Source organism: Actinomadura kijaniata, assembly GCF_014138665.1.
Lineage (GTDB): Bacteria > Actinomycetota > Actinomycetes > Streptosporangiales > Streptosporangiaceae > Spirillospora > Spirillospora kijaniata.
This window is the reverse complement of the sequence record NZ_JACJIA010000010.1, coordinates 281,111-294,206: the sequence shown is the minus strand read 5'-3', so window position 1 is coordinate 294,206 and position 13,096 is coordinate 281,111. Positions and strand designations below refer to the sequence as shown.

Sequence of the window (13,096 nt, the reverse complement as noted above, 5' to 3'; positions counted from 1 at the left end):
CGCCGCCGCCGGGCAGGGAGCCGGAGGTGCTCGACGCGGGCCCGGCCGGGGTCTGGCTGAAGAACGGCAGGCCCGGCGCCGTGCACGGCGAGTGGGCGCTGTACCGGCGCGCCGGTGACGCCTGGCGGGAGGCGCCGTTGCCGCCGGGCACGAGCCCGGACGCCGTGGCGGCGGTTCCGGGCTCGTCCGCGGTGTGGGCCGTGGGCGCCAGGCCCGACCCGGCCGACCACGGTCACCCCAACAGCGCGACCGCCGTCACCGGGGACTGAGGCCAGGGCTTCCCGCCGCGGTCGTCGCGGGGGTCAGTCCGCGGTGAAGGAGCTCGACCTCCGTCCGGCCACGTCGCGGATGCGCGGGTCGTCGTCGGAGGACGCCAGGTCGGCGACCCGCCGCCGGAGCGACGAGGCGTTGCGGTCGGTGACCGACCGCACGGCGACCTTGCGGACGGCGGGGCGCCGGTCGTCCAGCAGCCGCGCCAGCACCTCGTCGGCCTCGCGGCCGGGGAGCCGCGCGGCGCAGGAGGCGGCCGCGGCCGCGACCTCCAGCCGGGGGCTCTCGGCGGCGGACCGGACGGCCCGCCGGGCGGACCCGTCGTCGACGCGGCTCAGGGCGTGCACGGCGCGCGCCGCCAGCCACCCCTCCTCGTCGTGCATGAGGGCGGTGAGCGCCTCGACGTCCTCGGGCCCGATCCCGGCGTAGGTGTGCTCGTCGGGCTCGATGTCGCTGAGCTGCGCGCGGAGCTCGGCCTGGGATTTCGCCATGGTGGGCTCCTAGAACGGGTCGGGCCGGGTCAGGGCGCTGTCGAGCATCTTCGTCGTCTCGGCGGTGCTCACGTCCGGCGGGACGTTGGTCCAGCCGGTGTTCGGCCACATGAGGAAGTCGCTGTTGGTGGTGGGCGTGCGGGGCACGTGCCGCAGGGACAGGACATGGCCCACCTCGTGGGCCAGCAGCCACCGCGAGCTCGTGACGACGACCGCCGCGCCGGGCTTGCCGGACGGGTGGGTGGCGCAGCCGACGAGGTTGCCGCTGCCCCCCACCAGCGTCTGGACGATGTAGATGACCAGGTCGGTGTCGGCGGCGCCGTCGCGGTGGGCGAACAGCTCCTCGTGCTCCTCGGTGGGCCGGCCGAGCAGGCACGCGCCCACGTCCAGGGCGAGCAGGGAGTCCAGGTCGCTGTCGCCGCTCAGGTCCTCGGTGGAGCCGCGGCGCACGTCGACGCGGGACCGGGTGAACAGGTCGCGCATCGCGCCGAACTGGTCGTCGATGAAGTCCTGGACGGCCGAGTCGACCTTCAGCAGGGACTTGAAGTGGACGACGATGAACTCGCGGTCCCAGCCCCAGTTGGAGATCGGCGCGGGGTAGCCGGGGTCCACGGTGCCGGGACCGGTCTCGCCGCGGGTGACCCGGATGTACCGGTCGCCCTTGAAGAAGTAGGTCTTGGAGCCGGAGTTGAGGGCGGCGTCGATGCCGTTCGCGCCGAATCCCGACGGCCAACCCCAGTTCGAGATCGGCGCGGGATAACCGGGATCGACCGTTCCCGGACCGGTGTCGCCCCGGCTGACCCGGATGTACCGGTCGCCCTTGAAGAAGTAGGTCTTCGACCCCGAATACAGGGCGGCGTCAATACCGTTCACCCCGAAACCCGACGGCCAACCCCAATTGGAGATCGGCGCGGGATAACCAGGATCCACCGTTCCGGAACCGGTCTCACCCCGGGTGACCCGGATGTACCGGTTCCCCTTGAAGAAGTAGGCCTTCGACCCCGAATACAAGGCCGCGTCGATGCCGCTCGCCCCGAACCCCGACGGCCAACCCCAGTTCGAGATCGGCGCGGGGTAGCCGGGGTCCACGGTGCCGGGGCCGGTCTCGCCGCGGGTGACCCGGACATACCGGGCCCCTTTGAAGAAATAGCATTTGGGGCCGGAGAAAAGCGCAGCGTCGATCCCCATTCAGCCCTCCCCCGGGCCGGATTCCGCGATGCGGCGGAATGTGTTCCGTCATCGTCGTCCCGCTCCCGGAGGGGGTCAAGGTCGAAAAGGACTCCGCGCAATTCTGTCCCACTATGGCCAGGGCCGCTCCGGAACGGGCGGGTCGGACGGGGCGCGAAGGGCGTCGGAGAGGGGTTTGGCGCCGCCGTGGGCGGTGTAGCCGCCGTCCACCGGGATCTCCGCGCCGGTGATGTAGGAGGACTCGTCGGAGACCAGGAAGACGACCAGCGGGGAGACCTCCTCGGCCGTGCCGGGGCGGCCCAGCGGCGTCTGGGCGTCGCTCGCCTCGCGGAACGCCGCCGGGGCCGAGGCCGTCATCTCCGTCTCGATGAAGCCGGGGTGCACGGTGTTGACGCGGATGCCGAGGCGTCCCAGCTCGGTGCAGGCCGCCCGGGACACCCCGCGCAGCGCCCACTTGCTGGCGGTGTAGGCGACCGGGTAGTGGCCGGTCAGGGCCGCCGCCGAGCCGATGTTGACGATCGAGGAGCCGGGCGGCATCAGCGGCGCCAGGTGCTGGATGCCGAGCAGGGCCCCGGTGACGTTGACGCGGTGGACGCGTTCCAGGTCGGCGACGGCGGTGTCGCCGACGCGGGTGCGGTGGGTGATCCCGGCGTTGTTGACCAGGCCGTCCACCCGGCCGTGCGTGGCGCGCAGCCAGGCCGCCAGGTCGCTCCAGTCGTGTTCGGAGGTGACGTCGAGGCGGCGGTGGGTCACCCCGGGCGGCGCGGGGGCGGCGGTGGCGAGGTCGGTGGCGACGACGGTCGCGCCCGCGCGGGCCAGGGCGGCGGCGTGCGCCGCGCCCTGGCCGCGGGCCGCGCCGGTGACCACCACGATCTTTCCGGCGGCGCGGGTCATGGCCGGGTGCGGGGCCGCCGGCGGGCGGGCGGGACCGGCAGCGGGTCCGGGCCCGGAACGACCGTGTTGGCGACCGTGCCGACGCCCTCGACGGTGAGGGTGACGGTGTCGCCCGGCCGCAGGGGCGGCGGGGTCCGCTCCCCGTTGCGTCCCCACAGCTCGGCCAGGCAGCCGCCGTTGCCGCAGGTGCCCGAGCCGAGCACGTCGCCGGGGCGGACCTCGGTGCCGCGCGAGGCGTAGGCGACCAGGTCCTCGAACGGCCAGCCCATGTTGGACAGCAGGTCCCGGCCCACCACCGCGCCGTTCACCTCGGCGGTGAGGGCCAGGCGCAGGAACCCGTCGGCGTCGCGGTACGGCTCCAGCTCGTCGGCGGTGACCAGCCACGGCCCGAGGGTGGTGGCGAAGTCCTTGCCCTTGCAGGGGCCGAGGCCGACCCTCATCTCGCGGGACTGGAGGTCGCGGGCCGACCAGTCGTTGAAGACGGTGTAGCCGAGGATGTGGTCGCGGGCCCGTTCGGGCGTCAGGTCGCGTCCGGCGCGGCCGATGACGGCCGCGACCTCCAGTTCGAAGTCCAGCGCGTGGCAGCCCGGCGGCACCGGCACGTCGTCGTGCGCGCCGACGAGGGCGTGCGGGTTGGTGAAGTAGAACGTCGGGGCCTCGTACCAGGCGTCGGGCACCCCGGACGCGCCGTCCACCGCCGCGCGCACCCCCTCGACGTGCTCCTCGAAGGCGACGAAGTCGCGGACGCTCGGCGGCTGGACGGGCGGCAGCAGGCGGACCTCCGCCAGCGGGACGGGCTCCCCGGTCGGGGTGTCGCCGGTGGCCGTCAGCGCCGTGACGCCGCCGGGGAACGGGTGGATCCCGTCGTCCTCCACCCGGCCGGTGCGGTGCTCACCGTGGTGCTCGTAGCGGGCGATGCGCATGGCGGATCACACCGGAGGGGCGACGAACACGCCGCGGTCGGGGTCGTTGAAGGACTCCCTGGCGACCAACTCGTTCATGGGGTTGGCGGTGCCCCACTGGTCGGTGACCTCCGGCCGGGAGAAGTCGTGGACGCTGGGGTGCCAGGTGTCCTCGTCGAGCAGTTCCAGCTCGGTGGTGTACTCGACGGTGTTGCCGTGCGGGTCCAGGAAGTAGGAGAAGGTGTTGTCCCCGGCCAGGTGGCGGCCCGGGCCCCAGATCATGCGGACGCCCGCGCGCAGCAGGCGGCCGGTGCCGTACATGTACTCGTCCAGGCCGCGCATCTCGAACGAGATGTGGTGCAGCGAGGTGTGCGGGCCCTTGGCGAGGGCGACGCTGTGGTGCTGCGGGTTGCAGCGCATGAAGTGCATGACCTCGCCCATGCGCGGGGAGGACAGGGTGTCGCTGAGCGCGAAGTCCAGGTGCCGTTCGTACCAGCGGCGGGTGGCGTCCAGGTCCGGGGAGTTGAGGACGACGTGGGACAGGCGGACCGGGACCGCCTCCTTGGCCTCCAGCCGGCGGTGCCCGCGGACCGCGACGTCGGCGGACACCTCGATGGTGCGGCCGTCGATGTCGAAGAACCGGAAGCCGTAGCCGCCGCCGGGGGTGTCCACCGCGCCGGGCTGGGAGATCAGCCGGACGCCGGCCCGCCCGAGGCGTTCGGCGAGGGCGTCCACCTCGGCGGGGCTGTCGGCGCCGAACGCCACCAGGTCCAGGCGCTTGTCGTCGGCGCGGCGCAGCCGGACGACGTACTGCTCGGGCGAGCCCTCGGCGGCCAGGAACGACAGGCCGGAGTCGGTGGCGACCTCGGTCAGGCCCCACACGCCCGCGTAGAACTCGCGCTGCCGGTCGTAGTCGGGCACCGCCAGGTCCACGTGGCGGAGATGGGTGATCAGTCGGGTCATGTCCTTCAGTCCTTGAGGTCGAAGAGGGCCGCGGCGTTGCCGCCGGTCACCGCGTCGCGGTCGGGGCCCGGCGGGAGCACGTCGCGGATCAGGTCCAGGGGGTGGTCGTCGCCCATGTCGAACGGGTGGTCCGAGCCGAGCACGACCCGGCCGGTCCCGGCCGCGCCGAGCAGGGCGCGCAGCGCGGCGGCGTCGTGGACGAGGGAGTCGAACCACAGCCGCCGCACGTAGGAACTGGGCGGTTCGGCGCAGCCGCGCGCCTCGGGCCGGACCCGCCAGCCGTGGTCGGCGCGGCCCAGGTGGGCGGGCAGGTAGCCGCCGCCGTGCGCCGCGACGACCTTCAGCGCGGGGTGCCGGTCCAGCACCCCGGAGAAGATGAGGTGGGACAGGGCGACGGCGTTCTCGACGGGCTGGCCGACGATGTTGGACAGGTACCAGCGGTCGAGGCGCTCGTCGAGGGTGCAGCCGAACGGGTGCACGAACACGACCGCGCCGTGGGACTCGGCCCGCGTCCAGAACGGCTCCAGATCCGGGTCGGACAGCTCGCGGCCGGGGGCGTGCGAGGAGATCTCCACGCCCTTCAGGCCGCAGGCCATGGCGTGGTCCAGGGCCTCCACCGCCAGGTCGGGGTGCTGGAGCGGGACCAGGCCGAGGCCGTGCAGGCGGTCGGGGGCCTGCGCGCAGTGCGCGGCGGTGCCCTCGTTGGCCAGGGTCCACACGGTGCGGGCCAGGTCGCGGTCGGCCCAGTAGTGGTAGTGCGACGGGGACGGGCTGACGATCTGCGCGTCGATCCCGGCGGCGTCCATGTCGGCCAGCCGCGCGGGCACCCGGGTCAGGCGGGGGATGCGCTCCCCCACCATCCGCCCGCTGACCTCCAGGGACTCGGGGCCGTTGCGGAGGGCGTCCAGCTCCCGGTGCCCGGCGTGGCCGGGCATGCCCGCGACGGCCCGCTCGATCTCGGGGAGCAGGACGTGGGCGTGCACGTCGACGGTCTTCACGGCCGCTCCGTCACCAGGGCGGCGACGCGCCCCATCAGGCCGGGCACGTCGGCGTCCGGGGCGGGCTCCATCTGCCAGCCGGCCAGGCGCAGCGAGGCCTCGACGACGGCCCTGGCGCGGTCGTGGCGGCGGTCCATGAACTCCTCGAACAGCCCCTGGTCGAGGCGGTCGCGGCCCAGCAGCAGTTCGGCCAGGACGGCGGCGTCCTCCAGGCACTGCGCCGCGCCCTGGGCGAGGGTCGGCGGGCAGGCGTGCGCCGCGTCCCCGATCAGAACGGTCCGGCCCCGGTTCCACGGGCGGTCCACCAGCAGCGACTCGAACCACGTGTAGTTGATGCGATCGGGGTCGGTGATGTCGTGGCGGATCTCGTCCCAGACGCCGCCGTACCCCTCGGCGAGGGCGCGCATGTGGGCGGGCTTGTCGGCCTCGGCGACCGACTCGCGGGGCCGGGCCCTCTCCACCAGGTAGGCGTACATGGTGTCCGGGCCGGTCGGGCAGTACCCGGCGATGAAGCACGGGCCGCCGTAGACCAGGTCGGTGCGGTCGACCCCCTGGGGGCGGCGGGTGTGGATCCGCCAGATGCCCATCCCGGTCGGGCGGGGGCCGAGGTCGATCCCCATCAGCCCGCGCACCCGGGAACGGATGCCGTCGGCGCCCACGACCAGGTCGTAGGTCGCGGTCGTGCCGTCGGACAGGTCCACGCGCACGCCGTCTCCGGTGTCGGCGAGGGCGTCCACCGTCAGGCCCAGCCCGACCCGCGCGCCCGCCTCGCGGACGGCGCCGGCGAGGATCGCGGCGAGCTCGGGGCGGTTCATGCCCAGGGTGGCGGGCAGGTCGGGGCCGCCGGTGCGGGCGTCGGGGATCTCCGCCAGCAGGGTCCCGTCCGGGGCGCGCAGCCCCAGGCTGTCGAAGGCGTGGCCGGCGGCGCGGACCCGGTCCCACACGCCGAGGTCGCGCAGGACGCGCAGCGCGTTGCCCTGGAGGGTGATGCCCGAGCCCAGCGCGCCGAGGTCGGGTTTGATCTCGGCGATGTCGACGGTGACGCCGCCGCGCGCCAGCAGGATCGCCAGGGCGGACCCGGCGGTGCCGCCGCCGACGATGAGCGCGTCGCCTACTGCTGCCATGGGGGCCTCACTTGAGGGCGATGGGGTTGACGGGGGCGCCGACCGCGCCGGTGACCGGCAGCGGGGCGGCGGTGAGCAGGAACTCGTACACGCCGTCGGCGGCGCAGTCGGCGGCCAGCTCGTCCAGGTCCCACATCTCGCCGACGAGCAGGCCCAGGTGGGGGATGACGACCTGGTGCAGGGGCTGGAACGCGCCGTCGAACTCGTTGGGTCGCACCTCGAAGCCCCAGGTGTCGGTGGCGATCGCGGCGATCTCGGTGCGGTGCAGCCAGCCGGCGGTGGTGAACGACAGGCCCGGCGCGGGACCGCCCGCGTAGTCGCCCCAGCCCTCGCCGCGCCGGACGCGGGCGAGCTGTCCGGTGCGGACGCAGACGATGTCGCCGCGCCCGACGGTGACGCCGTGCGCGTCGGCGGTGGCGGCCAGGTGCTCCTCGGTGACGGCGAAGCCGTCGGGCAGCTCGCCGTCCTCGCCGACCGCGCGCCCCACGTCCAGCAGCACGCCCCGGCCGGTGACCGGCGCGGCCAGGTGCTCGATGCCGGTGACCCGGTCGCCCTCGCTGGTCACCACGCGGGCGGCGTCGCGGCCGTTCCACGCCCGGCCGTGGTCGAAGATGTGGCCGAGGCCGTCCCACTGGGTCGCGCACTGCAACGGCATGAAGATCACGTCGTCGGCGCCGCCGAAGCCGTGCGGGAAGCCCTGGGTGCCGAGCGCGGCCTCGGTGCCGGTGTCGGTCATCGTGTGGACCGGGTTGACGCGCCGCCGCCAGCCCTTCTGCGGGCCGTCGTTCTGGAAGCGCATCGACAGCGAGAACGCCGCGCCCCGCCGCACCAGCGCGGCGGCCCGGACGCGGGCGGCCCCGTCGATGAGGTTGACGGTGCCGCGCACGTCGTCCTCGCCCCAGCGGCCCCAGTTGGAGTACTTCCGGGCGGCCTCGGCGATCGCGGCCTCGGGGTCGGCGCGGTCGATCCCCCCGGCGGTCATCGGGCGGCCTCCGCGCGGCAGACGTTGCGCTGGACGCCCAGGCCCTCGATCGCGCCCTCCATGACGTCGCCGTCGCGCAGGATCTCGCCCCACTTCTTGCCGTTGCCGGCCGGGCTGCCGGTCAGCACCAGGTCGCCGGGCAGCAGCGGGGTCGTCCGGGAGACATGGGACACCAGCCGCGCCACGTCGAAGATCATGTCCTTGGTGGTCTCGTCCTGGCGCACCGCTCCGTTGACGGTGAGGGTCAGGCGCAGGTCCTGCGGGTCGCCGACGAACGCGGCGGGCACCAGCCACGGGCCGAGCGGGGTGAACGTCGGGGCGTTCTTGGCGCGCAGCCAGTCGGTGCCGATCGCGGGCATGTCGGGGCGGAACACCATCTCGCGGGCGGTGAGGTCGTTGGCGATGGTGTAGGCGGCGACGTGGTCGAGGGCGTGCTCGCGGTCCACCCGGAAGGCGGGCCTGCCGATGACGGCGGCCAGCTCCAGCTCCCAGTCGGGCTCCGCGCACCAGGACGGCAGGACCACGTCGTCGTACGGGCCGGTGATGGCCGAGGGGAGGCCGAGGAACACGTACGGCTGGTCCTCGGCGGCGCGGCGGTCCATCATCGCGGCGGTCTCGGCGCGGACCCGCCCGGCCGTGCGCGGGTCGTCGGGGGCGCGGTGCGCGACGGCCAGGTCGATGACGTGGGTGCGGTAGTTGGCCCCCGACTGGAACACCTGGCGCGGCTCGACGGGTGCCAGCACCCGCAGGTCCCCGACCGGCGTCCCGTCGGTGGCGGCGCGGCCCGCGAGCCCTTCCAGCAGGGGGAACACCGTGTCCCAGCGTTCCAGCAGGGCGCGGGTGGTCAGCGGTCCGTCGACCGGGAGCGGGGCGGCGCGCAGGTCGAGCACGCGGCCGTCGCCCAGCAGGCCGGGGAAGGCGGGCCCGTCGCCGTCGGCGAAGGTGCCGAGGGCGAACGGTCCGGACAGTGAGGGGTGGGACACCACCGGAGTTCCTTTCGAGCGGTTTCCCACCAAGGTGACGGCGGACACTGGATCTGACAAATGGATAGTATGTATAGGAATGATCCGCCGGACGAATAGCACGAGGCAGGGTGGTATGCAGCTCGCCGGGCTCGACCTGAATCTCCTGGTGGCGCTGCGGGCGTTGCTGGCCGAACGCAACGTCACCCGCGCCGGGGCCGCCATCGGCCTCAGCCAGCCCGCCACCAGCGCCGCGCTGGCGCGGCTGCGCCGCCACTTCGGGGACGAGCTGCTGGTGCGGGTGCGGGGCGGCTACGAGCTGACGCCGCTGGCGGCGGCGCTGGTCGAGCCGGTGGAGACCGCCGCCGCGATGCTGGAGCGGGTGTTCACCGCCCAGCCCGGCTTCGACCCGCCGACCGCGCGGCGCGAGTTCACGCTCCGCAGCTCCGACTACGCCCTGGCGGTGCTCGCCGAGCCCCTGGCGCGGACGCTGCGCGCCGAGGCCCCGCACGTGCGGCTGCGGCTGCGGCAGTTCGGCCCCGCCGACGTGGAGGAGATCGACACCACGCTGCGGACCTGCGACGGGCTGCTGATGCCGCACGGGTTCCTCACCGACCACCCGGCGGTGGACCTGTTCACCGACACCTGGGTGTGCATGGTCGCCGCCGACCACCCCACGGTCGGCGACCGCCTCACCCTGGCCGAGCTGGCCGAGCTGCCCTGGGTGGACTACCTGAACCGCCCCACCGCCTTCACCCCGGCCTCCTGGCACCTGCGCACGCTCGGCATCGAGCCGCGCGTCGAGGTCGTCACCGAGAGCTTCCAGATCATCCCGTTCCTGGTCGCCGGGACCGACCGCGTGGCGCTGATCCAGGAGCGGCTCGCCGCCCGCTACGCGGGGCTGGCGGCGGTCCGCGTCCTGCCGTGCCCGTTCGACGTGGTGCCGCTGGTGGAGGCCATGTGGTGGCACCCGGTGCACACCCGCGACGCCGGGCACGCGTGGCTGCGGGAGGTCATGGCGCGGGTCGGCCGCATCATCGCCGACGCCGGATGAGACGGCGGGCGGTCAGCGTCCGGCCAGCAGGTCCTCGAACGGGACCACCGGCTCGTCGAACGGGTCCGCCGGGCGGGCCGGGGCGCGGCCGGCGATCGCGGCGGCCAGCTCCCGGCCCAGCCGGGCGGCCCGTTCGGTCAGCGCCGCGTCGCCCCCGGCGCCGCCCCAGTCCTCCGAGGCGGCGTACACGCCGGTCGGCATGGCGTTCGCGCGCAGGTAGGCGAACAGCGGGCGCATCGCGTAGTCGACGGCCAGCGAGTGCCGCCCGGTGCCGCCGGTCGCGCCCAGCGCCACCGGGACGCCCTCCAGCGCGCCCCGCTCCAGCACGTCGAAGAACATCTTGAACAGGCCGCTGTAGGAGGCGTTGAAGACCGGCGTCACCGCGACCAGCCCGTCGGCCGCCGCGACCGCCTCCAGCGCGGCGCGCAGGCCCCCGGCCGGGAACCCGGTGACCGTCGCGTCGGCCAGCGCGCGGGCGTGGTCGCGCAGGTCGACGGTGACGGTCTCCACCTGCTCGCCCGTCTCGCCCAGCGCGGCGGCGGTCGCCTCGGCGATCCTGTCGGCCAGCATCCGGGTCGTCGAGGGCTTGCCGAGCCCGGCGGAGACGACGGCGAGGGTGCGGGTGCTCATCGGGCGACCTCCGTGGTGTCCTTCTCGCGCTTGGCGGCCAGCAGGGACGCGTGGGTGGGGGCGTCCGGGACGCTCGCGGGGCGGCCGATCGCGAACTCCCTGCGCAGCACCGGCACGACCTCCTCGCCCAGGATCTCGATCTGCTCCAGCACGGTCTCCAGGGGCAGCCCGGCGTGGTCCACCAGGAACAGCTGCCGCTGGTAGTCACCGAAGTGGTCGCGGAACCTCAGCGTCCGCTCGATCACCTGCGCGGGGCTGCCGACGGTCAGCGGCGTCTCGGCCATGAACTCCTCCAGCGACGGGCCGCCGCCGTACACCGGGGCGTTGTCGAAGTAGGGCCGGAACTCGCGGACCGCGTCCTGGGAGTTGGCGCGCATGAACACCTGGCCGCCCAGCCCGACGATCGCCTGCTCGGCGGTGCCGTGGCCGTAGTGCTCGAAGCGGCGGCGGTACAGGCCGATCAGGCGCTGGAAGTGCTCCTTGGGCCAGAAGATGTTGTTGGCGAAGAACCCGTCGCCGTAGTAGGCGGCCTGCTCGGCGATCTCGGGGCTGCGGATCGAGCCGTGCCACACGAACGGCGGCACGCCGTCCAGCGGGCGCGGCGTCGAGGTGAACGACTGGAGCGGGGTGCGGAAGCGCCCCTCCCAGTCCACCACGTCCTCGCGCCACAGCCGGTGCAGCAGCTGGTAGTTCTCGACGGCGAGCGGGATGCCGTCGCGGATGTCCTTGCCGAACCACGGGTAGACCGGGCCGGTGTTGCCGCGTCCCAGCATCAGGTCGGCCCGGCCGTCGGCCAGGTGCTGGAGCATCGCGAAGTCCTCGGCGATCTTCACCGGGTCGTTGGTGGTGATCAGCGTGGTCGCGGTCGACAGGACCAGCCGCTCGGTCCGGGCCGCGATGTGGCCGAGCATCGTGGTCGGCGAGGACGGCACGAACGGCCTGTTGTGGTGCTCCCCGGAGGCGAACACGTCGAGCCCGACCTCCTCGGCCTTGCGCGCGATGGCGACCATGGCCTTGATCCGCTCGTGCTCGGTGGGGGTCCGGCCGGTCGTCGGGTCGGGCGTCACGTCCCCGACGCTGAAGATTCCGAACTGCATGCCCGACATGACCCGCCTCCGATTAATAGAAGATTCAACTATCCTACCGAACTCCGTCCCCGGAGACGATATTCCCCTCCCCGGTGATTTGATCATTTCCCACCGGGACCCTACAAAGGGGCATGCCGTCCACCCTGAGCCACCCCGCCGCGATCCTGCCGCTGGCCGGGGGGCCGCTGGTGCCGTCCGCGCTGGCGGTGGGGACCATGGCCCCCGACGTCCCTTACTTCCTCGGGCTGAGCGGCCTGCGCGGCGTCACCCACGAGCCGCTGGGCGTCGTCACGGTCGACCTCGGGCTCGGGCTGGCGGTGTCCGCCGCGTTCCACCTGGTCTGGAAGCGCCCCCTGCTGGCGCTGGCCCCGGATCCGGTCGCGCGGCGGCTGGCCCCGGATCCGGTCGCGCGGCGGCTGGCCCCGGTCGCCGGTCCGCTCCCCCGCCGGGCGCTGCCCTGGGTGCCGGTGTCGCTGCTGGCCGGGATCGTGACGCACGTGCTGTGGGACGCCTTCACCCACCGCCGCCACAGCTTCGCGGGCGCGCTGCCCTGGCTGGTCACCGTCTCGTTCGGCGGGCTGGCGGTCCTGGCATGGTGGCTGTGGCGGTGGTTCCGCGCCACGCCGCCCGCCGGGCCGGTCCCGGACGGGCTGTCCGGGCGGGCCGCGCTGGCGATGCTCGGCCTGCTGGCGGGCGGGGGCCTGGCGGGCGCGGCGCTCGGCGCGTTCCTCCAGCCGACCAACGCCGGGGACCCCCGCACCCTCCACACCACGGTGGCGGGCGCGGTCGTCGGCGCGGTCAGCGGCCCGCTGGTCGCGCTGACCCTCTACGCGCTGCTCTACTCCGCCCTGGCCCGGCGGGTCACTTCCGGGCGTCGCGGATCAGGTCGCGCGTCCGGTCCATGATGGCCGCGAACGGCCCCACCAGCATGTTCTTCGTCGCGCTCTCGGTGCCGGGGTGCGGATGGGTCGGCGCGGTGGCCTCGGCGGCCTTCACCGCGGCGGCCATCGCCTTGCGCTGCGCGTCGCTGAACTGGTCGCGCAGCCGCTCGAACTCGTAGCGCTCCTCCGCGCGGGCGTGGGTCAGCACCGCCAGCCGGAGCTGGTCCAGCTTGGCCAGGAAGTCGGGCGCCTCGGTGTCCATGCCGTCGAGTTCGGCGAGCAGCTCCTTGGCCGAGCGCTCCTCGGCCAGCCGGTCGTCGACGATGCCCCCGCCGCCCGGCAGCGAGCGGGCCATCGGATGGACGATCTCCTCCTCGGCCGTCTCGTGCACGGCCAGCAGCCGCACCAGGTCCTGGAACGCCGTGCGGCGCTCCTCGCCCTCGGACACCATCACCAGGCCGAACAGGTCGCGGATCTGGCCGTGCTGCTGGTACAGCAGGTCGATCACGTCGGTGACCGGACGTTCGGAGGTCGGGCTCTTCATGTGCTCCCCCTCAAGGGCTCGGCAGGTCGGCGGCTCACCTACCCCGGGCCCCGACCGCCATGCACAAACCAGGGAAAACCCCGGCCAAGGAGTGCCCTTGATTGTCCGTATCCCGTGAACGGGCA

15 protein-coding genes and 1 pseudogene are annotated in these 13,096 nt (G+C 74.0%); 3 read left to right on the top strand and 13 right to left on the bottom strand.

Going from position 1 to position 13,096, the window contains the following annotated elements; all coding sequences use genetic code 11:
* The first annotated feature begins 26 nt into the window (after nucleotides 1-26).
* The gene (locus tag HNR61_RS32810) at nucleotides 27-269 is read left to right on the top strand and encodes a hypothetical protein (RefSeq protein WP_182847021.1); all 243 of its coding nucleotides are present in this window, start codon (nucleotides 27-29) and stop codon (nucleotides 267-269) included.
* Nucleotides 270-302: 33 nt separating this feature from the next.
* Here HNR61_RS32810 and HNR61_RS32805 read toward each other — a convergent pair whose 3' ends face one another.
* The 10 genes and pseudogenes from HNR61_RS32805 to HNR61_RS32765 form a co-directional block, all read right to left on the bottom strand.
* Nucleotides 303-761: a HEAT repeat domain-containing protein gene (locus HNR61_RS32805; RefSeq protein WP_182847020.1), complete on the bottom strand. Its 459-nt coding sequence runs from the start codon at nucleotides 759-761 to the stop codon at nucleotides 303-305.
* Between the two features lie 9 nt (nucleotides 762-770).
* Nucleotides 771-1,634 carry a hemopexin repeat-containing protein gene (locus HNR61_RS32800; protein ID WP_312898212.1) on the bottom strand — a complete coding sequence of 288 codons (864 nt, stop codon included), beginning with the start codon at nucleotides 1,632-1,634 and terminating at the stop codon, nucleotides 771-773.
* Nucleotides 1,635-1,661: 27 nt separating this feature from the next.
* A pseudogene (locus HNR61_RS50550) lies at nucleotides 1,662-1,949 on the bottom strand (hemopexin repeat-containing protein); the annotation flags it as partial.
* Between the two features lie 111 nt (nucleotides 1,950-2,060).
* Entirely contained in the window at nucleotides 2,061-2,843 is a 783-nt protein-coding gene (locus tag HNR61_RS32795; protein WP_182847018.1) for an SDR family NAD(P)-dependent oxidoreductase, read from the bottom strand.
* On the bottom strand, nucleotides 2,840-3,766 hold the full coding sequence (locus HNR61_RS32790) for a fumarylacetoacetate hydrolase family protein (RefSeq protein WP_182847017.1): 927 nt from the start codon (nucleotides 3,764-3,766) through the stop codon (nucleotides 2,840-2,842). The genes HNR61_RS32795 and HNR61_RS32790 overlap by 4 nt, the downstream gene beginning before the upstream one ends.
* A 6-nt stretch (nucleotides 3,767-3,772) precedes the next feature.
* Nucleotides 3,773-4,708 carry a VOC family protein gene (locus HNR61_RS32785; RefSeq protein WP_182847016.1) on the bottom strand — a complete coding sequence of 312 codons (936 nt, stop codon included), beginning with the start codon at nucleotides 4,706-4,708 and terminating at the stop codon, nucleotides 3,773-3,775.
* Nucleotides 4,709-4,713: 5 nt separating this feature from the next.
* Nucleotides 4,714-5,706, bottom strand: coding sequence for an amidohydrolase family protein (locus HNR61_RS32780; protein WP_182847015.1), 993 nt, complete (start codon nucleotides 5,704-5,706; stop codon nucleotides 4,714-4,716).
* Complete coding sequence (locus HNR61_RS32775; protein ID WP_182847014.1) at nucleotides 5,703-6,830, bottom strand: FAD-dependent oxidoreductase; 1,128 nt, start codon at nucleotides 6,828-6,830, stop codon at nucleotides 5,703-5,705. Before HNR61_RS32775 ends, HNR61_RS32780 begins: the two co-directional genes overlap by 4 nt.
* A gap of 7 nt (nucleotides 6,831-6,837) precedes the next feature.
* Nucleotides 6,838-7,812, bottom strand: coding sequence for a cyclase family protein (locus HNR61_RS32770; protein WP_182847013.1), 975 nt, complete (start codon nucleotides 7,810-7,812; stop codon nucleotides 6,838-6,840).
* Nucleotides 7,809-8,795 carry a fumarylacetoacetate hydrolase family protein gene (locus HNR61_RS32765; protein ID WP_312898211.1) on the bottom strand — a complete coding sequence of 329 codons (987 nt, stop codon included), beginning with the start codon at nucleotides 8,793-8,795 and terminating at the stop codon, nucleotides 7,809-7,811. The genes HNR61_RS32770 and HNR61_RS32765 overlap by 4 nt, the downstream gene beginning before the upstream one ends.
* A gap of 115 nt (nucleotides 8,796-8,910) precedes the next feature.
* On the opposite strand from HNR61_RS32765, the gene HNR61_RS32760 reads away from it, so the two are divergent.
* Complete coding sequence (locus HNR61_RS32760) at nucleotides 8,911-9,828, top strand: LysR family transcriptional regulator (RefSeq protein ID WP_182847011.1); 918 nt, start codon at nucleotides 8,911-8,913, stop codon at nucleotides 9,826-9,828.
* A 12-nt stretch (nucleotides 9,829-9,840) separates the two neighbouring features.
* Here HNR61_RS32760 and HNR61_RS32755 read toward each other — a convergent pair whose 3' ends face one another.
* Nucleotides 9,841-10,458, bottom strand: a complete 618-nt coding sequence (locus HNR61_RS32755; RefSeq protein WP_182847010.1) for an FMN reductase — start codon at nucleotides 10,456-10,458, stop codon at nucleotides 9,841-9,843.
* Nucleotides 10,455-11,555 carry an LLM class flavin-dependent oxidoreductase gene (locus HNR61_RS32750; RefSeq protein ID WP_182847009.1) on the bottom strand — a complete coding sequence of 367 codons (1,101 nt, stop codon included), beginning with the start codon at nucleotides 11,553-11,555 and terminating at the stop codon, nucleotides 10,455-10,457. The genes HNR61_RS32755 and HNR61_RS32750 overlap by 4 nt, the downstream gene beginning before the upstream one ends.
* A 122-nt stretch (nucleotides 11,556-11,677) precedes the next feature.
* Between HNR61_RS32750 and HNR61_RS32745 the strand changes: the two genes are divergently transcribed.
* A complete protein-coding gene (locus HNR61_RS32745) occupies nucleotides 11,678-12,451 on the top strand; it encodes a DUF4184 family protein (protein WP_182847008.1) in 774 nt (257 codons plus the stop codon).
* Here the strand turns inward: HNR61_RS32745 and HNR61_RS32740 are convergent.
* Nucleotides 12,408-12,971: a hemerythrin domain-containing protein gene (locus HNR61_RS32740; protein WP_182847007.1), complete on the bottom strand. Its 564-nt coding sequence runs from the start codon at nucleotides 12,969-12,971 to the stop codon at nucleotides 12,408-12,410. The two genes, HNR61_RS32745 and HNR61_RS32740, sit on opposite strands and share 44 nt — an antisense overlap.
* Nucleotides 12,972-13,096 lie beyond the last annotated feature (125 nt).

Excerpts from the sequence above, each read along its gene's own strand:
- HNR61_RS32790 (WP_182847017.1), bottom strand. The coding sequence starts at position 3,766 with ATGCGCATCGCCCGCTACGAGCACCACGGTGAGCACCGCACCGGCCGG.
- HNR61_RS32755 (WP_182847010.1), bottom strand. The coding sequence starts at position 10,458 with ATGAGCACCCGCACCCTCGCCGTCGTCTCCGCCGGGCTCGGCAAGCCC.
- HNR61_RS32750 (WP_182847009.1), bottom strand. The coding sequence starts at position 11,555 with ATGCAGTTCGGAATCTTCAGCGTCGGGGACGTGACGCCCGACCCGACG.
- HNR61_RS32770 (WP_182847013.1), bottom strand. The coding sequence starts at position 7,812 with ATGACCGCCGGGGGGATCGACCGCGCCGACCCCGAGGCCGCGATCGCC.
- HNR61_RS32795 (WP_182847018.1), bottom strand. The coding sequence starts at position 2,843 with ATGACCCGCGCCGCCGGAAAGATCGTGGTGGTCACCGGCGCGGCCCGC.
- HNR61_RS32760 (WP_182847011.1), top strand. The coding sequence starts at position 8,911 with ATGCAGCTCGCCGGGCTCGACCTGAATCTCCTGGTGGCGCTGCGGGCG.
- HNR61_RS32775 (WP_182847014.1), bottom strand. The coding sequence starts at position 6,830 with ATGGCAGCAGTAGGCGACGCGCTCATCGTCGGCGGCGGCACCGCCGGG.
- HNR61_RS32745 (WP_182847008.1), top strand. The coding sequence starts at position 11,678 with ATGCCGTCCACCCTGAGCCACCCCGCCGCGATCCTGCCGCTGGCCGGG.
- HNR61_RS32740 (WP_182847007.1), bottom strand. The coding sequence starts at position 12,971 with ATGAAGAGCCCGACCTCCGAACGTCCGGTCACCGACGTGATCGACCTG.
- HNR61_RS32805 (WP_182847020.1), bottom strand. The coding sequence starts at position 761 with ATGGCGAAATCCCAGGCCGAGCTCCGCGCGCAGCTCAGCGACATCGAG.
- HNR61_RS32785 (WP_182847016.1), bottom strand. The coding sequence starts at position 4,708 with ATGACCCGACTGATCACCCATCTCCGCCACGTGGACCTGGCGGTGCCC.